Origin of the sequence: Citrobacter sp. C13 (assembly GCF_014596815.2) — a bacterium.
Classification (GTDB): Bacteria; Pseudomonadota; Gammaproteobacteria; order Enterobacterales; family Enterobacteriaceae; genus Citrobacter; species Citrobacter portucalensis.
The window spans coordinates 1,294,358-1,316,243 of record NZ_CP115024.1; the positions used below are offsets into that span (position 1 = coordinate 1,294,358).

General features: G+C 54.6%; 16 protein-coding genes and 1 pseudogene. 7 read left to right on the forward strand and 10 right to left on the reverse strand.

Going from position 1 to position 21,886, the window contains the following annotated elements; genetic code table 11:
- Positions 1-225 precede the first annotated feature (225 nt).
- The 5 genes from purL to glnB all read left to right on the forward strand — a co-directional run bounded on the left by purL (position 226) and on the right by glnB (position 8,691).
- Positions 226-4,113 (forward strand): phosphoribosylformylglycinamidine synthase, encoded by a 3,888-nt coding sequence (purL, locus tag IB222_RS06110; protein ID WP_149384801.1) that lies wholly within the window; start codon positions 226-228, stop codon positions 4,111-4,113.
- Positions 4,114-4,761: 648 nt separating this feature from the next.
- Entirely contained in the window at positions 4,762-6,192 is a 1,431-nt protein-coding gene (gene qseE / locus IB222_RS06115) for a two component system sensor histidine kinase QseE/GlrK (protein WP_125112766.1), read from the forward strand.
- Between the two features lie 22 nt (positions 6,193-6,214).
- Positions 6,215-6,958 carry a two-component system QseEF-associated lipoprotein QseG gene (gene qseG / locus IB222_RS06120; protein ID WP_003835304.1) on the forward strand — a complete coding sequence of 248 codons (744 nt, stop codon included), beginning with the start codon at positions 6,215-6,217 and terminating at the stop codon, positions 6,956-6,958.
- The gene (gene glrR, locus IB222_RS06125; RefSeq protein ID WP_304502732.1) at positions 6,958-8,292 is read left to right on the forward strand and encodes a two-component system response regulator GlrR; all 1,335 of its coding nucleotides are present in this window, start codon (positions 6,958-6,960) and stop codon (positions 8,290-8,292) included. Before qseG ends, glrR begins: the two co-directional genes overlap by 1 nt.
- A 60-nt stretch (positions 8,293-8,352) precedes the next feature.
- Positions 8,353-8,691, forward strand: a complete 339-nt coding sequence (gene glnB, locus IB222_RS06130; protein ID WP_002914032.1) for a nitrogen regulatory protein P-II — start codon at positions 8,353-8,355, stop codon at positions 8,689-8,691.
- Positions 8,692-8,792: 101 nt separating this feature from the next.
- Here glnB and hmpA read toward each other — a convergent pair whose 3' ends face one another.
- Positions 8,793-9,983, reverse strand: coding sequence for an NO-inducible flavohemoprotein (gene hmpA / locus IB222_RS06135; RefSeq protein ID WP_003037624.1), 1,191 nt, complete (start codon positions 9,981-9,983; stop codon positions 8,793-8,795).
- Positions 9,984-10,308: 325 nt separating this feature from the next.
- Between hmpA and glyA the strand changes: the two genes are divergently transcribed.
- Complete coding sequence (gene glyA / locus IB222_RS06140) at positions 10,309-11,562, forward strand: serine hydroxymethyltransferase (RefSeq protein ID WP_003835277.1); 1,254 nt, start codon at positions 10,309-10,311, stop codon at positions 11,560-11,562.
- 92 nt (positions 11,563-11,654) lie between these two features.
- On the opposite strand, the gene hcaD is transcribed toward glyA, so the two are convergent.
- Genes hcaD through hcaE form a run of 5 tightly spaced genes read right to left on the reverse strand, consistent with a single transcriptional unit; the run spans position 11,655 to position 15,872 of the window.
- Complete coding sequence (hcaD, locus tag IB222_RS06145; protein WP_149384800.1) at positions 11,655-12,857, reverse strand: phenylpropionate dioxygenase ferredoxin reductase subunit; 1,203 nt, start codon at positions 12,855-12,857, stop codon at positions 11,655-11,657.
- A gap of 9 nt (positions 12,858-12,866) precedes the next feature.
- Positions 12,867-13,679 (reverse strand): 3-phenylpropionate-dihydrodiol/cinnamic acid-dihydrodiol dehydrogenase, encoded by an 813-nt coding sequence (hcaB, locus tag IB222_RS06150; protein ID WP_048215769.1) that lies wholly within the window; start codon positions 13,677-13,679, stop codon positions 12,867-12,869.
- Positions 13,676-13,996: a 3-phenylpropionate/cinnamic acid dioxygenase ferredoxin subunit gene (gene hcaC / locus IB222_RS06155; RefSeq protein WP_003835270.1), complete on the reverse strand. Its 321-nt coding sequence runs from the start codon at positions 13,994-13,996 to the stop codon at positions 13,676-13,678. Before hcaC ends, hcaB begins: the two co-directional genes overlap by 4 nt.
- Positions 13,996-14,514, reverse strand: coding sequence for a 3-phenylpropionate/cinnamic acid dioxygenase subunit beta (gene hcaF / locus IB222_RS06160; protein ID WP_149384799.1), 519 nt, complete (start codon positions 14,512-14,514; stop codon positions 13,996-13,998). Before hcaF ends, hcaC begins: the two co-directional genes overlap by 1 nt.
- Positions 14,511-15,872 (reverse strand): 3-phenylpropionate/cinnamic acid dioxygenase subunit alpha, encoded by a 1,362-nt coding sequence (hcaE, locus tag IB222_RS06165; protein WP_063941929.1) that lies wholly within the window; start codon positions 15,870-15,872, stop codon positions 14,511-14,513. Before hcaE ends, hcaF begins: the two co-directional genes overlap by 4 nt.
- Positions 15,873-16,007: 135 nt before the next feature.
- Here hcaE and hcaR point away from each other — a divergent pair, with 135 nt between their 5' ends.
- Positions 16,008-16,889, forward strand: a complete 882-nt coding sequence (hcaR, locus tag IB222_RS06170; protein ID WP_060683414.1) for a DNA-binding transcriptional regulator HcaR — start codon at positions 16,008-16,010, stop codon at positions 16,887-16,889.
- A 4-nt stretch (positions 16,890-16,893) separates the two neighbouring features.
- Here the strand turns inward: hcaR and IB222_RS06175 are convergent, their stop codons facing one another.
- The 4 genes and pseudogenes from IB222_RS06175 to IB222_RS06190 form a co-directional block, all read right to left on the reverse strand.
- On the reverse strand, positions 16,894-17,976 hold the full coding sequence (locus IB222_RS06175; RefSeq protein WP_149384798.1) for a fimbrial protein: 1,083 nt from the start codon (positions 17,974-17,976) through the stop codon (positions 16,894-16,896).
- Positions 17,967-20,474 (reverse strand): annotated as a pseudogene (locus IB222_RS06180) (fimbria/pilus outer membrane usher protein). Before IB222_RS06180 ends, IB222_RS06175 begins: the two are co-directional and overlap by 10 nt.
- A 30-nt stretch (positions 20,475-20,504) precedes the next feature.
- Positions 20,505-21,197, reverse strand: a complete 693-nt coding sequence (locus IB222_RS06185) for a molecular chaperone (protein WP_003835261.1) — start codon at positions 21,195-21,197, stop codon at positions 20,505-20,507.
- An 83-nt stretch (positions 21,198-21,280) separates the two neighbouring features.
- Positions 21,281-21,859 carry a fimbrial protein gene (locus tag IB222_RS06190; RefSeq protein WP_003835260.1) on the reverse strand — a complete coding sequence of 193 codons (579 nt, stop codon included), beginning with the start codon at positions 21,857-21,859 and terminating at the stop codon, positions 21,281-21,283.
- Positions 21,860-21,886: the final 27 nt, after the last annotated feature.

Here is a 21,886-nt window from a genome sequence, read left to right on the forward strand (position 1 = left end):
GTCTGCTGTGGTGTTGATTAAGAAGTGAAGTCGTCATTAATGAACGGCATTTTGCTTAAACTTGCGTCAGTTGGCAACTTATTCAGAAATCTGACCGCATTTGATGATAAGTGACGGTCGTGATTTTATTTCGACGCAAACGGTTTCGTCGGCGCGGTAGATTCTTTATAATGACGCCCGTTTCCCCCACTTGGGCACACCGAAAGCTTAGAAGACGAGAGACTTATGATGGAAATTCTGCGTGGTTCACCTGCACTGTCTGCATTCCGTATTAACAAACTGCTGGCACGTTTTCAGGCTGCCAACCTCCAGGTCCACAACATTTACGCCGAGTACGTCCATTTTGCCGATCTGAATGCACCGTTAAATGAAGATGAGCACGTGCAGCTTGTACGACTGCTGAAATATGGTCCTGCTCTGCAAAGCCACGCCCCGGAAGGCAAACTGCTGCTGGTTACGCCTCGCCCTGGCACCATCTCCCCGTGGTCTTCTAAAGCGACTGATATTGCCCACAACTGCGGTCTGCACCAGATTAGCCGCCTGGAACGTGGCATTGCCTGGTATGTAGAGGCCTCTACGCTGACCGCTGAGCAATGGCAGATGGTGGCCGACGAACTGCACGACCGCATGATGGAAACGGTTTTCTCTGCGCTGAACGATGCCGAAAAACTGTTTGCCCATCACCAACCGGCGCCGGTCTCCAGCGTTGATCTACTGGGTGAGGGGCGTCAGGCGCTGATCGACGCTAACCTGCGTCTGGGTCTGGCGCTGGCGGAAGACGAAATTGACTATCTGCAGGATGCGTTCACCAAACTGGGACGTAACCCGAACGATATTGAACTATACATGTTTGCGCAGGCCAACTCTGAGCACTGCCGCCACAAGATTTTTAACGCCGACTGGGTTATCGATGGTAAACAGCAGCCGAAGTCGCTGTTCAAGATGATCAAGAATACCTTCGAAACCACGCCGGACCACGTGCTGTCTGCCTATAAAGACAACGCTGCGGTAATGGAAGGCTCTGAAGTGGGCCGCTATTTTGCCGACCACAAAACCGGCCGCTACGATTTCCATCAGGAACCAGCCCACATCCTGATGAAGGTTGAAACTCACAACCACCCGACGGCTATCTCTCCGTGGCCAGGTGCGGCAACCGGCTCCGGCGGCGAAATCCGCGATGAAGGCGCAACCGGTCGCGGTGCAAAACCGAAAGCCGGGCTGGTGGGTTTCTCCGTTTCCAACCTGCGTATTCCTGGCTTTGAACAGCCGTGGGAAGAAGACTTCGGTAAGCCGGACCGTATTGTTACCGCGCTTGATATCATGACCGAAGGTCCGCTGGGCGGCGCAGCGTTTAACAACGAATTTGGTCGTCCGGCGCTGACCGGCTACTTCCGTACCTATGAAGAAAAGGTCAACAGCCATAACGGCGAAGAGCTGCGCGGTTACCATAAACCGATCATGCTGGCAGGCGGGATCGGTAACATCCGTGCCGATCACGTGCAGAAGGGCGAGATCGTCGTTGGCGCCAAGCTGATCGTCCTCGGCGGCCCGGCGATGAACATCGGTCTTGGCGGTGGGGCAGCCTCCTCTATGGCTTCCGGCCAGTCTGATGCCGATCTTGATTTCGCTTCCGTACAGCGTGACAACCCGGAAATGGAACGTCGTTGCCAGGAAGTTATCGACCGTTGCTGGCAGATGGGTGATGCGAACCCGATTCTGTTTATCCATGACGTTGGCGCGGGTGGACTGTCTAACGCTATGCCGGAGCTGGTAAGCGATGGCGGTCGCGGCGGTAAGTTCCAGCTGCGCGATATCCTCAGCGACGAGCCGGGTATGAGTCCGCTGGAAATCTGGTGTAACGAATCCCAGGAACGCTACGTGCTGGCGGTTGCTGCCGATCAATTGCCGCTGTTTGACGAACTGTGTAAGCGCGAGCGCGCGCCGTATGCGGTGATTGGTGAAGCTACCGAAGAACAGCATCTGACCTTGAGCGACAGCCACTTCGACAACCAGCCGATCGACATGCCGCTCGATGTGCTGCTGGGTAAAACACCGAAAATGACCCGCGATGTGCAGACGCTGAAAGCCAAAGGCGATGCCCTGAATCGTGACGAAATCTCGATTGCAGATGCGGTTAACCGCGTGCTGCATCTGCCGACTGTCGCGGAGAAAACGTTCCTCGTGACCATCGGTGACCGTACCGTTACCGGCATGGTTGCGCGTGACCAGATGGTTGGTCCATGGCAGATCCCGGTCGCCAACTGCGCGGTCACTACCGCAAGCCTCGATAGCTACTACGGCGAAGCGATGTCTATCGGCGAGCGCGCGCCGGTTGCGCTACTGGACTTCTCTGCCTCTGCGCGTTTGGCTGTCGGTGAAGCGCTGACCAACATTGCGGCAACGCAGATTGGCGACATCAAACGTATTAAGCTGTCGGCAAACTGGATGGCGGCTGCGGGTCACCCTGGTGAAGATGCTGGCCTGTACGAAGCAGTAAAAGCCGTCGGGGAAGAGCTATGCCCGGCGCTCGGCCTGACCATTCCAGTGGGCAAAGACTCTATGTCGATGAAAACCCGCTGGCAGGAAGGTAACGAGCAGCGTGAAATGACCTCGCCACTGTCGCTGGTGATCACCGCCTTTGCCCGCGTGGAAGATGTGCGCCACACCATTACCCCGCAGCTCTCTACTGAAGACAACGCCCTGCTGCTGATTGACCTCGGTCTTGGTCACAATGCGCTGGGCGCTACGTCGCTGGCGCAGGTTTACCGTCAACTGGGTGATAAGCCTGCCGACGTGCGTAACGTTGAGCAACTGAAAGGCTTCTACGATGCGATTCAGGCGCTGGTCGCTGCGCGTAAGCTGCTGGCCTATCATGACCGTTCTGACGGCGGTCTGCTGGTTACGCTGGCGGAAATGGCCTTCGCCGGTCACTGCGGTATTGACGCTGATATCCACTCTCTGGGTGAAGATCGTCTGGCGGCGCTGTTTAACGAAGAACTGGGCGCGGTGATTCAGGTTCGTGCTGCTGAATGTGAGGCGGTGGAAGCGATTCTGGCTGCCCACGGCCTGGCAGACTGCGTACACTTCCTCGGTAAAGCCGTTGAAGGCGACCGCTTCAACCTGACCGCTAACGACCAGCCGGTGTTTAGCGAAAGCCGTACTACCCTGCGTATGTGGTGGGCGGAAACCACCTGGCAGATGCAGCGTCTGCGTGACAACCCGGAATGTGCCGATCAGGAACACGACGCTAAAACTAACGATGCGGACCCTGGTCTCAACGTTAAACTGTCGTTTGATATCAACGAAGATGTTGCCGCTCCGTACATCGCCACCGGTGCGCGTCCCAAAGTGGCCGTACTGCGTGAGCAGGGTGTGAACTCCCACGTTGAGATGGCAGCCGCCTTCCACCGTGCGGGTTTCGACGCCATCGATGTGCACATGAGCGACCTGCTGGGCGGACGTATCGGCCTGGGTAATTTCCAGGCGCTGGTGGCCTGCGGCGGTTTCTCTTACGGCGATGTGCTTGGCGCTGGGGAAGGTTGGGCGAAGTCGATTCTGTTCAACAACCGCGTCCGTGATGAGTTCGAAACCTTCTTCCATCGCCCGCAAACGCTGGCTCTCGGCGTGTGTAACGGTTGTCAGATGATGTCTAACCTGCGTGAGCTGATCCCGGGAAGTGACCTGTGGCCGCGCTTTGTGCGTAACCACTCTGACCGCTTTGAAGCCCGCTTCAGCTTGGTCGAAGTGACGCAAAGCCCGTCTTTGCTGCTTGCCGATATGGTGGGGTCGATGATGCCGATTGCCGTTTCTCACGGTGAAGGTCGTGTGGAAGTGCGTGACGGTGCGCATCTGGCTCAGCTTGAGAGCAAAGGTCTGGTGGCGCTGCGCTATGTTGATAACTTCGGTAAGGTGACCGAGACTTATCCGGCTAACCCGAACGGTTCGCCGAACGGTATTACTGCAGTGACCACTGAAAATGGTCGCGTCACCATTATGATGCCGCACCCGGAACGTGTGTTCCGTACCGTGAGCAACTCCTGGCACCCGGAAAACTGGGGCGAGGATAGCCCGTGGATGCGTATTTTCCGCAACGCGCGTAAACAGCTCGGTTAATTCGCGCAATAGTCATCAAGCCCCTCTTCGCGAGGGGCTTTTTTTGTCTGCCGGATGGAACCCGCCTGATGACGCTACGCTTATCAGGCCTACAGGGAAAATGCGGTTGTAGGCCGGATAAGGCGTTCACGCCGCCATCCGGCAATAAACTCAGCGCTTGCACCTAAAAGTAAAGTGTCGGGAAATGCCGACATGGACAGGGTTGTGGTGTCGTCAAAAAGAGACGTTTAATTATTTGATTTAATAGGGATTTGCTTTTAAGTGCTGCAAGTGTTGCTTATTGGCGACAGAGAGATCAAAAAACAGCCAGAATTGTTATTTGTAAAAATAATAATATTTTTCATACTTATCATTGTGTTAATAAAGTGTTTTGAATATTGGCACAGATGCTGCATAATATTAACCAGTGGCTCATTCACCTTCTTATGTCAGCCCCTTCGGGACGTGCTACATAAACTTCGAATGACGCACAACAAGGTGCCTGCCGTCCAACATCTGATATTAGCATTGCTCATATCAACCTCCGGGCGAAACGTCGAGTTAGGCACCGCCTTATTCCATAACAAAGCCGGGTTAATCCCGGCTTTGTTGTATCTGGCGTTCCCCTCAGTTAGCATCAATCTATTCCTGTCCATTGAGAGTAACGCCTTGAAGCGCTGGTCAGTTTTTCCCCGATCTTTACGTCAATTGGTGACGTTGGCCTTCTTGCTTATCCTGCTGCCGTTGTTAGTTCTGGCCTGGCAGGCATGGCAAAGTCTGAATGCCCTGAGCGCGCAGGCTGCGCTGACCAACCGCACCACGCTGATTGATGCCAGACGCAGCGAGGCGATGACCAACGTCGCGCTGGAGATGGAGCGCAGCTATCGGCAATACTGCGTGCTTGATGACCCAACATTGGCCAGGGTCTACCAAAGCCAGCGTAAACGCTACAGCGACATGCTGGATGCGCATGCGGGGGTGTTGCCGGATACCAAGCTCTACCAGGCGTTGCGTCAGGATCTTAACGATCTCGCGCAGTTGCAGTGTAAAAACAGTGGTCCTGACAGTGTGTCGGCTGCACGACTGGAAGCATTCGCCAATGCCAATACCGAGATGGTGCAAGCGACGCGTACCGTGATCTTTTCTCGTGGGCAGCAGTTACAGCAGGAAATAGCCGAACGTGGGCAGTTTTTTGGCTGGCAGGCACTGGTGCTGTTTCTCGTCAGCCTGGCGATGGTCTTGCTGTTTACCCGCATGATTATCGGTCCGGTGAAGGGCATTGAACGGATGATCAACTGTCTGGGAGAAGGGCGCTCGCTGGGGGATAGCGTATTATTTACCGGGCCACGGGAATTGAGATCCGTGGGGCAGCGTATCATCTGGTTAAGCGAACGCCTCTCCTGGCTTGAGTCGCAACGGCATCAGTTTTTACGCCATCTTTCCCATGAGCTGAAAACACCGCTGGCGAGCATGCGCGAAGGTACCGAATTGTTGGCCGATCAGGTGGTTGGCCCGTTAACAGCGGAGCAAAAAGAGGTGGTCGGTATTCTGGATGACAGCAGCCGCAACCTGCAAAAGCTGATTGAACAACTCCTTGATTACAACCGCAAGCTGGCTGATGACGAGGTGGAACTTGAAAGTGTGGAAATCACGCCGCTGGTGGAAAGCGTTGTTTCTGCGCATAGCCTGCCCGCTCGCGCCAAAATGATACATACTGATGTTGCGCTTGCGGTGAACACCTGCCTGGCAGAACCGATGCTGTTGATGAGCGTGCTGGACAATCTTTATTCCAATGCGGTGCACTATGGTGCTGAATCCGGTAACATTTGGATCCGCAGCAGTTTGCATGGCTCAACGGTATACATCGATGTAATGAATACCGGCACACCGATTCCAGAAGCAGAACAGACCATGATCTTCGAGCCTTTTTTCCAGGGGAGTCATCAGCGAAAAGGGGCGGTAAAAGGAAGCGGGTTGGGGCTAAGCATTGCCAGAGATTGCATCCGCCGTATGCGGGGCAAGCTGTATCTGGTTGATGACCATGCGCAAAACGTTTGTTTTCGCATAGAACTGCCGCTAGCTGCTGCGAAAAATCACTAAAATAAACCTAAGTCTGGTGAGTATGCCATACGTTGTTGTCCGAATGCTTAAACGACATTTTCTTCGTCGCGTCATCCTCGCAAGCCTGCCGTGCCTGGCGCTGGTTGGTTGTGTCCCGAACGCGGTGAATCATATTATCGGCGATCCTTCGCAGGAGAAAATTCCGCCTAATCAACTGGCAGACTACCTTGCAACCGACTGTACGGATATCTGGTCGCTGTCTGGCCAGTCCACAGAAACCAATCCGTTGTACTGGCTGAGGGCGATGGATTGTGCCAATCGCCTGATGCCGGTGCAGGCGCGTAGTGAAGCCAGCACCCTGATGACAGATACCTGGCAGGGCGCTTTCAGGCGTGGGATCCTGCTCGATAATGCCAACATTACGCCGCCTGAAAGGCGGGAGGCTGTTACGCGCCTCGATGCGTTAAGCCCGCAAATTCCGCCGCAGGTACGCCCGCTGTATCAGGTCTGGCGCAGCAGCCAAACGTTGCAGTTGCAGCTTGCCGAAGAGCGTATGCGCTACAGTAAACTCCAGCAGGCGTCCGACAGCGATCTCGATACGCTGCGCCAACAGCAACAGCATTTGCAGTCCCAGCTCGATCTCACGACCCGCAAGCTGGAGAATCTGACCGATATTGAGCGCCAGCTTTCCACGCGCAAACCTGGCGGTAACTACAATCCTGATGCGCTGCACGGGAACGATAAACTCACTACGCCTGATAACGAAGAAGGTGCAGCGCCGTCTGCCGATGAGGTTACGCCATGATAAGCCGTAAACCCGCGCATCTGCTGCTGGTGGATGACGATCCGGGCCTGTTGAAATTACTAGGAATGCGACTGACCAGCGAAGGCTACAGCGTCGTGACCGCGGAAAGTGGGCAGGAAGGGTTACGGGTGCTGAACCGTGAAAAAGTGGATCTGGTTATTAGCGATCTGCGCATGGATGAAATGGATGGCATGCAGCTGTTTACTGAAATCCAGAAAGTACAACCTGGAATGCCGGTGATTATCCTGACCGCTCACGGCTCCATCCCGGACGCTGTTGCGGCGACCCAGCAAGGGGTGTTCAGTTTCCTCACTAAACCAGTCGACAAGGACGCGTTATATCACGCGATTGACGGGGCGCTGGAACAGTCTGCGCCCGCCACCGATGACAGCTGGCGCGAATCTATCGTTACCCGCAGCCCGCTGATGCTACGCCTGCTGGAACAGGCGCGGATGGTGGCGCAATCGGACGTTAGCGTCTTGATTAACGGCCAAAGCGGAACCGGGAAAGAAGTTTTCGCTCAGGCTATTCACAACGCCAGCCCACGCAGCCAAAAACCTTTCATTGCCATTAACTGCGGTGCGTTGCCGGAACAACTGCTGGAATCAGAACTGTTTGGTCATGCACGGGGGGCTTTTACCGGTGCGGTGAGCAATCGTGAAGGGCTGTTTCAGGCCGCGGAAGGCGGCACGCTGTTTCTCGATGAGATTGGCGATATGCCTGCGCCGTTACAGGTGAAACTGCTGCGCGTATTGCAGGAACGAAAAGTCAGACCGTTGGGCAGTAACCGCGATATCGACATTGATGTGCGGATCGTTTCTGCGACCCACCGCGATTTACCCAAAGCGATGGCTCGGGGCGAATTTCGCGAGGATTTGTACTATCGCCTCAACGTGGTGAGCCTGAAGATCCCGGCGCTGGCCGAGCGTACGGAAGATATTCCGCTGCTGGCGAACCATCTGCTGCGCCAGTCCGCTGAACGTCACAAACCGTTCGTACGCGCCTTTTCAACCGATGCCATGAAGCGGTTAATGACCGCCAGCTGGCCGGGCAACGTGCGTCAGCTGGTCAACGTGATTGAGCAGTGCGTGGCGTTGACCTCTTCGCCGGTGATCAGCGACGCGCTGGTGGAGCAGGCGCTGGAAGGGGAAAACACCGCGCTGCCGACCTTTGTTGAGGCGCGTAACCAGTTTGAGCTCAACTATCTGCGTAAGCTGCTGCAAATCACCAAGGGCAATGTGACCCATGCGGCAAGAATGGCGGGGCGCAACCGCACCGAATTCTATAAATTGCTTTCTCGGCACGAGCTGGATGCAAACGATTTCAAAGAATAAATCTGCGGATTATGTTAGCTTTATTTGATCAAAAGACAGGCGACCTTTTCAAGGAATAGCATGAAAAAGATTGATGCGATTATTAAACCCTTCAAGCTGGACGACGTCCGCGAAGCGCTGGCAGAAGTCGGCATTACCGGTATGACTGTGACAGAAGTGAAAGGGTTTGGCCGTCAGAAAGGCCATACCGAGCTGTACCGTGGTGCGGAATATATGGTGGATTTTCTGCCGAAGGTAAAAATTGAAATTGTGGTTACCGACGACATCGTCGATACCTGCGTCGACACCATTATCCGTACTGCCCAGACCGGCAAGATCGGCGACGGTAAGATTTTTGTCTTCGACGTGGCACGCGTTATTCGTATTCGTACCGGTGAAGAAGACGACGCGGCAATCTAAGCCGCGCCGTTAATTTGTAGGCCTGATAAACGTAGCGCATCAGGTAGAGTGATTGCCGGATGGCGGCGTAAACGCCTTATCCGGCCTACTCGCGTAACACATTACAAGACTTTGTGCGGACCGAAGCATTCGTAATGAATGTTCTCGTTTTTCACGCCCAGACCGACCAGCTGCTTCGCGGCGAACTGCATGAAACCAACCGGACCGCACAGATAAAACTGCATCGCCGGATCGCTAATTGCGCTTTCCAGTTTGTTCAAATCCATCAGACCTACGCTATCAAACGCACCTTTCGCGCGATCGGCTTCGGTTGGCTCACGATACCAGGTGTGTGCGCTAAAGCGTGGCAGCGTTTTGCCGAGTTCATTGACTTCATCAGCAAAGGCATGGACATCGCCATTTTCTGCCGCGTGGAACCAGTTAACCTGCGCCGTATGCTTCGCTTTCGCCAGCGTATCCAGCATTGCCAGCATTGGGGTTTGTCCCACGCCCGCGGAGATCAGAGATACCGGGGTGTCGGTCGCGACGTCCATAAAGAAATCGCCCGCAGGTGCGGCCAGGTGAACAACGTCGCCAACATTCGCATGGTTGTGCAGCCAGGTTGAAACCTGACCACCGTCTTCACGCTTAACCGCAATACGGTAGCCTTTGCCATCGGGTTTACGGGTCAGTGAGTACTGACGAATTTCCTGATGCGGGAAACCTTCCGGCTTTAACCAGACGCCCAGGTATTGCCCCGGATGATATTCAGCCACTGCGCCACCATCGACAGGTTCAAATTCAAAGCTGGTGATAAGTGCACTGCGTGGGGTTTTTGCCACGATGCGGAAAGGACGGGTACCTTCCCAGCCGCCATTTTTATTGGCATTTTCGCTGTAGATTTGCGCTTCACGGTTGATGAAAACGTTCGCCAGCACGCCGTATGCTTTGCCCCACGCATCCAGAACTTCCTGGCCTGGGCTGAACATTTCGTCCAGCGTTGCCAGTAAATGGCCACCCACGATGTTGTACTGTTCGGGTTTAATCTGGAAGCTGGTATGCTTCTGTGCGATTTTCTCAACAGCCGGCAACAGTGCCGCCAGATTTTCGATATTGCTGGCATACGCGGCAATAGCATTAAACAGCGCTTCACGCTGATCGCCATTACGCTGATTACTCATGTTGAAGATTTCTTTCAGCTCTGGGTTATGCGTAAACATGCGGTCGTAGAAATGGGCGGTCAGCTTCGGGCCTGTTTCAACCAGCAGGGGAATGGTGGCTTTCACTGTAGCGATGGTTTGTGCGTCAAGCATACGGTCTTCCTTTATCTGAGACTTTAATGATGTATGTCAAATACATCTTATAAAAAATACCCCTGCATTGTAAATGGTTCTTTGTAACTTTGCGTTGTAAAGGTTACATCGTGAAAAATCTGCATCACAAACCTGAAAAGAAATCCGTTGAAATTCAGCAGACCTTTGTTCTCCAAAGCCTTGCGTACCGCGAAGGTAATCGTTTGCGTAAAATCCTTTGTCAAGACCTGTTATCGAAGAATGATTCGGTTATACTGTTGGCCGAAGTCCTAGGGACTGCCTTTTTAGGCCGAAATTCTATTGTTAGCTGAGTCAGGAGATGCGGATGTTAAAGCGTGAAATGAACATTGCCGATTATGATGCCGAACTGTGGCAGGCTATGGAGCAGGAAAAAGTACGTCAGGAAGAGCACATCGAACTGATCGCCTCCGAAAACTACACCAGCCCGCGTGTTATGCAGGCGCAGGGTTCTCAGCTGACCAACAAATACGCTGAAGGTTATCCGGGCAAGCGCTACTACGGCGGTTGCGAGTACGTTGATATCGTTGAGCAACTGGCTATCGATCGTGCAAAAGAGCTGTTTGGCGCTGACTACGCCAACGTACAGCCGCACTCTGGTTCTCAGGCTAACTTCGCTGTTTATACCGCTCTGCTGCAACCGGGCGATACCGTTCTGGGTATGAACCTGGCACAAGGCGGCCACCTGACTCACGGCTCCCCGGTTAACTTCTCCGGCAAACTGTACAACATCATCCCTTACGGTATTGATGAGTCCGGCAAAATTGACTACGAAGACATGGCGAAGCAGGCCAAAGAGCACAAACCGAAGATGATCATCGGTGGCTTCTCTGCTTACTCCGGCGTTGTTGACTGGGCAAAAATGCGCGAAATCGCCGACAGCATCGGTGCATACCTGTTCGTCGATATGGCGCACGTTGCGGGTCTGATTGCCGCGGGCGTTTATCCGAACCCGGTTCCACACGCACACGTTGTGACCACCACTACCCACAAAACCCTGGCGGGTCCGCGCGGTGGCCTGATCCTGGCGAAAGGCGGTGACGAAGAGCTGTACAAAAAACTGAACTCCGCTGTGTTCCCAAGCGCGCAGGGCGGCCCGCTGATGCACGTGATCGCGGCGAAAGCTGTGGCGCTGAAAGAAGCGATGGAGCCTGAGTTCAAGGTTTACCAACAGCAGGTTGCCAAAAACGCCAAAGCGATGGTGGAAGTGTTCCTGAACCGTGGCTACAAAGTGGTTTCTGGCGGTACTGAAAACCACCTGTTCCTGCTGGATCTGGTTGATAAAAACCTGACCGGTAAAGAAGCTGACGCCGCGCTGGGCCGTGCTAACATCACTGTTAACAAAAACAGCGTACCGAACGATCCGAAGAGCCCGTTTGTGACTTCCGGTATCCGTATCGGTTCTCCGGCTGTGACTCGCCGTGGCTTTAAAGAAGCTGAAGTGAAAGAGCTGGCTGGCTGGATGTGTGACGTTCTGGACAACATCAATGACGAAGCTGTTATCGAGCGCGTCAAAGGTAAAGTGCTCGATATCTGTGCACGTTTCCCGGTTTACGCGTAAGTAATACGGATTGCCAGATGGTGGTGTAAACATCTTATCCGGCCTACAGGTAACTCACATGTAGGCCAGATAAACGAAGTGCCATCCGGCAGTTATATTGACTTAAGCAAGATTGTTTCATCGATTAAAGCCGCCACTGGCGGCTTTTTCTTTGCCTGAATCCATTTTCTCAATAAACGTATTTCTCGGCCCTGATTCAACGTTACTGCGCCGACAATCACGTCATCCTGTAGGTTAAACCATATTGCTCTCTGCGCATCTGAATTGCCGCGTATGAGCCAGCTGTCTCCCTGCATTTCGCCAATAAACTGCAAATTATCGCGATATTGATCGGTCCAGAACCAGCCCGGCGTTGCTGCTGGCTGCGGTTGATTGAGCATCGCGGCGGCGGCAACCTGTGCCTGAAAATTGGCGTTTTCCCAGCTTTCGACGCGTACTAACGAACCGTCAGCCTGGCGCGTTATCGCTACGTCACCGGCGGCGAAAATCGCGGGATCGGAGGTGGTGCAGGCGGTATCAACGATAATGCCGTTCGCCGTCTCCAGCCCCGCTTCGCGGGCCAGCATATCGTTCGCCACGATACCGATGCCATAGATCACCGCATCAGCGGTGAGAGTTTCGCCGTTTTGTAGCGTGAGCGAGAGACACTCTCCTGCTTCGACATGCTCAATAGAACTGTTAAGCAGTACTCGCACGCCCGCAAGTTGGTGGCGGGCTAGCAGATAGTCGCGCACCGGAGCAGGCGCGTTGCGGCCCATGACCGTTGGCGCCAGCTCCACCACCGTCACCTGACAGCCACGTTGAGTCGCGCTGGCCGCCAGTTCCAGACCAATGGTGCCCGCACCGACAATGACAATCGACTTGCCCGGCAATAAATTGTCGCGCAGGCGCTCGGCATCGCCCGCGTGGCGCAGGGTGAAGCAACGATCGCCCAGCTTATCCAGTTGCGGAAGGGGGCGTGCCGCAGCGCCCGTCGCAATCAGTAGCCGATCCCATGGATAACTCTGCCCATTAGCCAGCACCAACTGATGCGTTTGGCGGCCGAGCGTCCGCACAGTAACCCCCAGATGCAGCTGTACGTTGTGTTCCCGCCACCAGTCAGCGGGGAGTATCGGCTGAAGTTGCGGATTGTCGTCCAGTAGCATCGCTTTGGAGAGCGGTGGGCGTTCATAGGGCAGATGTTGCTCATCGGAAAACAGGTGTAATTCGCCGTCAAATCCTTGTTGGCGCAGTGCAGCGGCAGCCATAGCTGCCGACTGACCGCCGCCGACGATAGCGATAGTTTTTGGGTTCATAACGCCTCCTCAGAGATCCAGTCCGGCGGCGACGTGACGAATACCGCGAATACCCAGACCGGCGTCGGCATTGATCATCACGCCGCTCAATGTGCGGTTGTTACGCTTTGACGCCAGCATCACATACGGGCCGGTAAAATCCGCCGGCTCCGGGAAAAACTGTAGTGGCAAAATAGCGGCGATTTTTTCCGGCGTAAGCGACTGCATAATCGATGTATCGTTTTGTCCCAGCGCCTGCGGGCCGCGTAGATCTGTCGCCATACCGCATGGACCGACACCGTTAACACGAACCTTTGGTGCCAGCTCGTATGCCAGCTGGCGAATCAGCCCGGTAGCCGCATGTTTGCTGGCGGTATACAGCGGGCCACCGCCGCCGGGATACCACGACGCATTGGACAGGGTAAAGATGATGCTGCCTTCGCTGGCGATAAGTGCAGGGGCACAGGCTTTTGCGCCCAGCAGATAGCCCAGCACGTTGACGTTAAACAGCTCATGAAAGCCGCTCTCCAGCGCATCCGCAGGCGTATTGACCAACGAGGCGTTGTGATCCCATATCCCCGCATTTCCGATAAAACAGTCCAGCGTACCGTAATGCGTCAGGATTTGATCTACCGCGCGCTGATAGTCGGCGTAGCAGGTGACGTTGCCTTCGATTGCCAGCACATGTTCGCCAAAGCGCTGACGCAGGCTGGCAACTTTAGCTGGCGACAGCTCCAGCGTGGCGACCCGCGCACCTTCCTCGATGAAACGCTCGACCAGCGCCAGGCCAAGACCGGAGCCGCCGCCGGTGATAAAGACCACGTTATCGCGTAAATCGCTCATCTTGCGTCCTCTGGAATATCAACAAACACATCGCTACCGTCCACATATACTGCGTAGGTGGTTAGCGGATCGGTGGCGGGTAGACACAACGCCTTGCCGGTTCTCAGGCAAAAACTGGCGGCATGCAGCGGGCATTCCACCGTAGCGTCGTCTTCCAGATAGCCTTCCGACATCGAGGCGTTACCGTGGCTACAGCGATCGTTAATGGCATAGAACTCGCCGCCAACGTTGAACAGCGCGATGACGGGCGAAGTATCAAGCCGGAGCGCTTCACCCTCCGGCAAATCCCCTACGGGGCAGGCATAAACACGACTCATCAGAACAGTACACTCAGGTTATGGGAGGTGATCACCGCTTGATCCAGCACGATCTCACGCTCCAGTAAGCGCCACTCATCGCCCGGCAAACGGCGCACTTTGTCTATGCGCATGCCGACGTAAAAGGTTTCATCGCGCTCTTTTTGCGCGCGATACAGCAGATAATTAAGGCGCACGGCAAAGACGTCGGGAACTCCAGTTTCACTGACCTGGCAGTTGCTGATCAGGTGCCGGGTACGCGACGGTGGCTCTTCCGCCCAGGCCATGCCGGTTTCCAGGCGCGCGATACGACGTTCGAGCTGGTCTTTGTTGTCGTTGAAAATCCAGGTGGTCGGCGGCTGCACGCCTTTGCGACGATCGCGCGTCTGGGCATTGACCGTCGTACGCATGGCGTAGCGAATGTCTTCATCCAGTTGTGCCAGCCAGTCACGAAACTTCCAGTCATCCAGCAGGCTGGCTTCATGGTAGAGAAACTGTGTAATGCGATGGTGTAGTTCCTGAGAAACTAAGGTGCTCATTTCATCACCTCCTGCTGGTAAGCTGCGGTTTTCTCCTGCACTTCCTGCCAGCTTTCGCTGCTGAGCAAATCGGCCCAGCGCTGATACATGCCGCGCGCGGCGGTTTCCGAAAAGATGTAGTTGGTGATCCCCGGAATGCCGTCTTCACGACGTTTTTCCTGGCCAAGCCCCATTTCCAGACACAACCTGGTGTTGCGTGCGCGATGACCCTTCAACAGTTTTTGTATTTCACACCAGTTTTCCGAGTCGTCCTGCTCCAGGAATCCGGCGGGGCCAAAAGCCCGCGTTGCGCTGTTTTCAAACGCGGCTTTCACTTCATCAGAGGCGGCTTTATCGGTAATACAGAATGCCCACACTTCAACTTGATCCGGCCCGCGCGGATGCCAGACCCTTAAGGTGGCAGTACCGTTGAGCCAGGAAAGCGTTGGGAAAATGTTGTTGTGACCGGCCAGACGCAGGGCGCGAACTTTACCCAGACGCTGCTCGGCTTCCGCGTAGGTGTCACGGTAGTAGCTGGAGACTTCGCCGTCGACCCAGACATTGGCATCAGGATTTTCGGTAAAGAAAAATCCGCTACCGTGCCCATCCTGACCGAACTGTAGTGCGTCTTTGGCGGTTTCCCACACCGGGCGGGCGGTTTGTCCGTCTCCCAGGCGTTTATCGCTGCCGTCGTCTTTTGCCCCCAGCACCTGCACGGCCGAGGCATGGCTGAACAGCGCGTGATACTGGTCGCTGGCAAACTGTTCGGCGGGGAATTTCCAGTTACAATCGATGGTCCACTTTTGTACGCCACCGACGATTTCGGTGCCGCCTTCACGACGATCCAGCACACCGTCGAGATACCAGGCGATGTCGCCGAGATAATCGCGCAGCGCAGGCGCGGAGGTATCCCAGTTGCCGAAAATCAGTCCCTTGTAGCTCTCTACGCCAGGAACTTCGTTCAGCCCCCAGTGCGATTTGCACAGCCCTTGCGGGTAGGCGCGCGGTTCCAGCGGGACGTCGATCAGCTCGCCGTTAATGCCGTACGACCAGCCGTGATACGGGCAGGTGAAGGCGCGGGTATTACCGCAGTCGGCGTAGCTGACGCGCATTGCGCGGTGGCGACACTGGTTGAGAAACGCTTTGATGCTGCCGTCTTTCTGGCGAACCACCACAACTGCATCCTCGCCCATGTAGGTGTTAAAAAAATCACCGGGTTTGGGGATTTGGCTTTCGTGGGCGAGAAATAACCAGCAGCGTCCGAAGATGCGTTCCAGCTCCAGTTGGTAAATTTCAGGGTCGGTATAAATTCGTGGGGTTACGCGACCGTTTTGCGTATCGATCAGTTGGTAGATGTCTAAATTTGAGGGTGTGGTCATATTTTTTAATCCTGAAAGCTAAGATGTATTGACCTTCTTTTTTTGTACCCTAAGGATGTTGCTGTTTAGTTATCAATCTGTGAAATAGTAAATTTCTACCAGTTGAGACATTTTTTCGATAACAAGGAGAAGGGCATGGAACTGAGGCACTTACGCTATTTCGTAGCGGTGGCGCAGGCGCTGAATTTCACCCGAGCGGCAGAAAAGCTGCATACCTCTCAGCCGTCGTTAAGCAGCCAGATCCGCGATCTGGAAACGTGCGTGGGCGTTCCATTGTTGGTGCGGGATAAACGAAAAGTTGCGCTGACGGCGGCGGGAGAGTGCTTTTTACAAGATGCGCTGGCGATCCTCGAACAGGCGGAAAACGCCAAAGTTCGTGCCCGTAAAACGGTGCAGGAAGATAATCATTTCGCCATCGGTTTTGTCCCTTCCGCAGAGGTAAATCTGCTGCCGAAGGTGCTGCCTTTGTTTCGTTTAAAACAGCCTGATACGCACATTGAGCTGGTGAGTCTGATCACCACTGAACAGGAAGAGAAGATCCTGAGTGGAGAGCTGGATGTGGGCTTAATGCGCCACCCGGTGTACAGCCCGGATCTCGATTATCTGGAGCTGATTCATGAGCCGTTAGTAGTGGTTTTACCGGTGAATCATCCGTTAGCTAATGAGCAAGCAATCTCCGCAGAACAACTACACGGCGTGAATTTTGTCAGTACCGATCCGGCCTACTCCGGCGCGTTAGCGATGATTGTCAAAAACTGGTTTCAGCAACAAAAAAGCCAGCCCAACATTGTGCAGGTGGCAACCAACATTCTGGTGACCATGAACCTGGTCGGCATGGGGCTGGGGGTGACTTTGATACCCGGTTATATGAATAATTTTAATACCGGACAGGTGGTTTTCCGTCCTATTGTTGGCGATGTTCCGACCATTGCGCTGTTGATGGCGTGGAAAAAAGGCGAGCTAAAGCCCGCCCTGCAGCATTTTATCGAACTGGCTCAGCGCCAGCCGATGTTGTGAGCCATTATTTCACGAGAACGGTGATGGTTGCGGTACCGCTAAATTTCCCCGGCGCGGGCGTGCCGCCGAGCATATTAATCGGCCAGGCTTCCAGGTTGATTACTCCCTTGCCGGAAGGATCGATATTGATCAATCCATTTGTGAACGGGACATTGACATGGGTCCCGTCGATACGGGCCATTCTCACACCGATGTCCGGGACGTTATTGGCTTCCTGGCGGCGGGCGACTAACGTGTACTGCTCAATCACATCATCAGCATCAATCCTCATTTCCATGCTATTTTTGATGGTTGAGGTATCACCGCAGTCATAGTGAATGTCAAAATTGACCGGTGTATAGCCGTCCGGCATCTGGTCCTTGGTGGTGAAACGGTTGGCGTTGATAAAACCGAGATCGACCTGAATCATGTCGCCCTGGTTGATTTTACAATCCTGGGGCACGGTGATGCTCCCCTGGATGCGCAGTTCGGCGATATCTTCCATGCTGCTCACCGATGGTGGGGTGGACGAACTGGTCCATCCGGCCTGTACTGAGGCGACCAGGGTGTCTGGAATTACCAGTTCCCCCAGGAAGGGTTTGGTGACGTACAGCGTAAAACGGGTGCTCGCGCCAATGGTTACCGGCGCGGCGCGGATCTCCGCTGGGTCAGCCGTGCACACGCTACCTTTGCTGCTGCTGGGGCTGTAAGAGCCACTTTCCTGGATAGGTTTAGTGTTCAGCGGCGTGACCGCCGTCTTCCCAGGAATGTCATCAACTTCAGTTTTAATATCCAGATTATCATTCAACTGGTAAAAGCCGCTGAGTTTACCGTTTTTAGATAGCGCGCTGGTGACCGTATAGTACAACGCCACTTTGTTACCCGCGCTACAGCTGCAATCGATTTGATAAGCATTGCCTGAGAGCGGCGTTGGCAGTTCCAGCGAAGTTCCCGCAACGTTCTGTGCTTGCGTCCAGTCGCTGGCTATATTGACGTTAAAGCTTCCCGTCGCGGAGCAGGCCCCGTTCACCGCGTAGACCGGGGTGATAGGTAGCGCCAGTAGCACGGCGGTAATCCCATTTTTCATCCACAGACTCTTTATTGACATAGCGCGTTCCCATTTTGTATTGCGGTGTTGCGAGCAGAATCTTCCGGCAGGCTGAAGGTAAACTGGCACTGTTGATCTGGCTGATTACCCCAGCGTACGGATCAGATCTGCGGCTGGCTGTTTACACCAGTGATATACAGCACGCCACCTTCATCGACGATGCTCTGCTGCGTCTGACTGCTGGCGATGGCGCCGAAGGGCAGTGCTTTTCCGCGCGCATCGGTGAGTTTCAGCAGTACGCGGTAGCCGGTCCGGGCAATAAAGTGTGCCGTTACGGCGGCACCGCGATTAGGCACTACGGTGCGCACCGTTTCGGTGACGTCGACGTTATCCGGCATCATTGTGGTATCGAGAGAGATGGCGTTTTCCTGATACGCGGTCAGATAGGGGATCACGGCATAGCCAAAATAGTCGGTGGCGATGCCGGGGTAATTTTTCACCCGGATCCCTGCCGCGCCGTTGGCGTCAATCAGCGCAAAGGCATTGCCCAGCGACTGCGACAGGGTCACGCCGTGACGATGGGCGACAATACCACCAGAGAGACCGTAGCTCAGTTGGCGGTTATCGCTGCTGTAGTCGTAACCGGCATTCACGGTGCCGTAGGCAGAACGGTAGCTGCCGTACAGACTGCTGCTGCCCGGATCGCCGCCTTCGCTTTGCCGTTGTTTCAGGTTATAAGTCAGCCGACGGTCTTCCAGCAGCGAGCCATTGATGCCCACTTCGTGCTGAGTAGCGCGATCGCGCTGGTCAGTGGTGCGCCAGGTTGCCTGCGCATGCGACAGCCAGCGATCCAACGGTACGCTCAGGCTGAGCGACAGCGTACGGTCGTTGTCGCTGTCATGTGAGTCGGTAAACTGGCCGCTGAGGTTATAGCTCACGCCCCACAGATTGCCGTTCAGGCCAATGGACAGGTTTTTATCCTGCTGCTCGCGATCCCAGTACTCCTGCTGCGAGCCAGAGGCGTAGAAACTGATACCAGAAAACAACGTCTGGCTGACAGTGAACTGAGCTTCATTGCGCAGGTGATCGCCGCCGTTGATACCCTTCTGGTTGGCGTCGGAGAAGTTGAAATAACCGCTGCTGGTGTAGCGGTAGTAGCTTAGCGACACGCTGGTGCCGCTTTCCGGTAGGTCTTTGATGTACTGGGTGCGCCAGCTGTAGCCATGATAGCTTTCATCGTTATCAAGCTGAGTGTCCGCGCGGCTGACGTCCATCGATACTGCTCCCAGAACGCCAAGCGTAGAGCCGAGGCCCAGCGCCAGCGCTCGGTAGTCCTGCGAGGCGTTCAGGCCGCCGTAAAGCGTGAACGCGTTGTTCAGACCATAGCTGGCGGTGCTTTCAAGGAACTCCGGCTCGTGGCTGTCCTGCGAGCTGGCAGCGCGAAAGCGCCCCGCGGTGACGCTGTATTTTAGATAACCCGGTCTTTGCATCTGCGGCAGCGCGGAGAACGGCTGGACGAAATGACGTATGCTGCCGTCGGCTTCTTCGATAGTGACGTCTAAGTCGCCGCTGAACGCCGAAGGGTAGAGATCGTTGATTTCAAAAGCCCCCGCCGGAACGTTGCTTTGATACAGGATGTAGCCGTTTTGCCGTACCGTAACGATAGCGCTGGAGTTGGCGATGCCGCGAATGGTCGGCGCAAAACCGCGCTGGCTGTTGGGTAGCATGGTTTCATCAGAGTACAGCCGCACGCCGGTAAACTGATAGCTGGAGAACACCGTGCCTTCGGTGGCGCTCTCGCCTATCACCAGCTGCGATTTCAGGCTTTTGATATCCCGTTGTAGCCAGCTATTAATGCTATCCCAACGCGTGTCATTATCGCTGTGCGCCCAGGTCGAGTAATTGCGTAGTCGCCAGGGGCCGATGTTGGCGCCATTTTGCATATTCAGATACTGGCGCCGATCGCTGTCGTTGTCGTACTGGTTTTGCGAACCGCTAAAGTTGTAGTTGGTGAACAAAACCGGCATCCCGTCGTCCCAACGAGCAGGATCTACATAGCCGCGGGCGTCACGGTAAAGGGCAATCTGCGGCACGCTGAGATTCAGTCGGCTGTGGTTGATATCAAACTGTGAGATGCTGCCGGGAATCGCCTGCGTCAGGTCGGCAACCGTCGTGGCGTTGTCCTGCTCCGCCAACTGTGGATAGTTGTCGATTTTAAAGCCCAGTTCACGCAATTGCCCGAGGGTGAACTGAGGAATCAACTGGTGTTCTTTACCTGCAACGAACGGCAGCTTACGCTGGCCGGTTTTCTTGTTGTTAATATAAATATCAACAATATATTCGCCGGGAAGCTGGGCGTTATTCTGCGAAAATACCGCCAGATCCACCGCCTGTTGGCCGCTTTTCTCCGTTTCCAGAAGGGTTGGGGCAAAGTAGAAGTCACCGGCCCAGGCATGGCCGGAGGCCAGGCATCCGCTGGCGATTGCGCAGTGCAACCAGAAGGCAAGTGGCTTCACGGTTGATAAATTCGGCGTTCTTTGCGTCATATCGCTTGTCATTCCCTGAGAGCTATCATCGTGAGGCGCGGCTTATTGCAGCGTCTGGGTTTCTGTTTTGGTGGTACCGCCATAGTCGTTGATCGCGGCCCACTGCACCGTTTTCCCTGCGGCGGCGGGGACCGCCAGCCGTTTATGCTCGCCGGGAGCGATGTAATCGATTTTATTCGTGAGATCGGTTTTCCCTAGCGCAAGACCGGCGAATACGACGTGATAAGCCGATGGGTTATATATATCTAACTCATTATTGCTATATTTATATTCAAGAGATTTATAAGCGTCGTAAGGCTTGCCGACTAAATTTGTCGGGCGATAAAATAGTTTTATTCGTGTTTTAAATACCAGCGTTAGCGTATTATTATTCGCATCGGTGGTTTGGTTTTTGGCAGGAATAGCGCGCACATTAATAAAGAACAACGATTCTTTATCGTTAGCAATGTTTTCAGATGATTTTATAATTCGTAATGATGAATCGTTATCAGCATCGAGGCGAAAAAGCGGCGGCGTAATAATAAAGGGGCCTCGTGCGGTTCCCTGTGCATTGTCGACCCACGACTGCAATAAATAAGGCAGACCTTCACTGCGGTTAGCCACCGGCAGCGCGGCCTCTTTTTTCCCGGCATCGTAGATGACACGGGTTCTCTGTAGCACAATACCGCCAGCGAGGCTTTGGCTGACCCAACTGCCCAGCACCAATGCCAAAGCGAGCGCGGTGTTTTTTTTCATCGCTGTAATCCTTAACCTGATGTCAAAAAACGTCTCTTTCCATCTCAGCGGGAAGAAGGGATGGAAAGAGACGGTATACGGGATTAGCGGTAGTCGATGGTGACGTCAACGCTGGCGTTGGCTTCTCCTGGGGAGATCTCTTTAGAATCTACAGTGGAGACGTAATAGGCTTGTAGCCCTACGATAGTGGTGCCATCGGCTTCCGGGGCAAAGCTGATTTTTGAATCAGCCGCGGGCAGCTTATTCAGCACCATCGTTGCGTTGTCGCTGGCTCTTGCGATACGGATGCCCACGCCGGTTGCGGCGGTATCCATGCTGCTAACGGCGACCAGATCGTCGTGATCGGCTACGGTGCCGCCAGCGCGCGTTTCCAGCCACAGTTGGAACGAGTTGTCCGTTGTGCCATCAACGTGCTCCCACGGGGTGGCTGGGCAGTTTTCCAACGGAATATTAACCGGAATCGCCGGGCTGGTATCACCGACAGTTTTAAACTGCGCGGCGGCGTAATGACCCAGTTCCACGTTGATGACGTCACCATCGGCGAATTCACAGGTGCTGGTTAGAATTTCACCCGTAAATTCAATTTTACCGTCCGTCGCCCATGCGCTTCCCGCAGAAAGCGCCAGCAAGCTAACCGCTATAGATTTTGCAATTTTGTTCATTAAAGACCCTCTTATTTGATAAACCTG

Bases quoted from the DNA above. Each gene is read 5' to 3' on its own strand.
- glnB (WP_002914032.1), top strand. From the start codon at position 8,353: ATGAAAAAGATTGATGCGATTATTAAACCCTTCAAGCTGGACGACGTC.
- IB222_RS06190 (WP_003835260.1), bottom strand. From the start codon at position 21,859: ATGAACAAAATTGCAAAATCTATAGCGGTTAGCTTGCTGGCGCTTTCT.
- hcaR (WP_060683414.1), top strand. From the start codon at position 16,008: ATGGAACTGAGGCACTTACGCTATTTCGTAGCGGTGGCGCAGGCGCTG.
- qseG (WP_003835304.1), top strand. From the start codon at position 6,215: ATGCCATACGTTGTTGTCCGAATGCTTAAACGACATTTTCTTCGTCGC.
- purL (WP_149384801.1), top strand. From the start codon at position 226: ATGATGGAAATTCTGCGTGGTTCACCTGCACTGTCTGCATTCCGTATT.
- hcaE (WP_063941929.1), bottom strand. From the start codon at position 15,872: ATGACCACACCCTCAAATTTAGACATCTACCAACTGATCGATACGCAA.
- hcaF (WP_149384799.1), bottom strand. From the start codon at position 14,514: ATGAGCACCTTAGTTTCTCAGGAACTACACCATCGCATTACACAGTTT.
- glyA (WP_003835277.1), top strand. From the start codon at position 10,309: ATGTTAAAGCGTGAAATGAACATTGCCGATTATGATGCCGAACTGTGG.
- hcaC (WP_003835270.1), bottom strand. From the start codon at position 13,996: ATGAGTCGTGTTTATGCCTGCCCCGTAGGGGATTTGCCGGAGGGTGAA.
- hcaD (WP_149384800.1), bottom strand. From the start codon at position 12,857: ATGAACCCAAAAACTATCGCTATCGTCGGCGGCGGTCAGTCGGCAGCT.
- IB222_RS06175 (WP_149384798.1), bottom strand. From the start codon at position 17,976: ATGTCAATAAAGAGTCTGTGGATGAAAAATGGGATTACCGCCGTGCTA.
- hcaB (WP_048215769.1), bottom strand. From the start codon at position 13,679: ATGAGCGATTTACGCGATAACGTGGTCTTTATCACCGGCGGCGGCTCC.
- hmpA (WP_003037624.1), bottom strand. From the start codon at position 9,983: ATGCTTGACGCACAAACCATCGCTACAGTGAAAGCCACCATTCCCCTG.
- IB222_RS06185 (WP_003835261.1), bottom strand. From the start codon at position 21,197: ATGAAAAAAAACACCGCGCTCGCTTTGGCATTGGTGCTGGGCAGTTGG.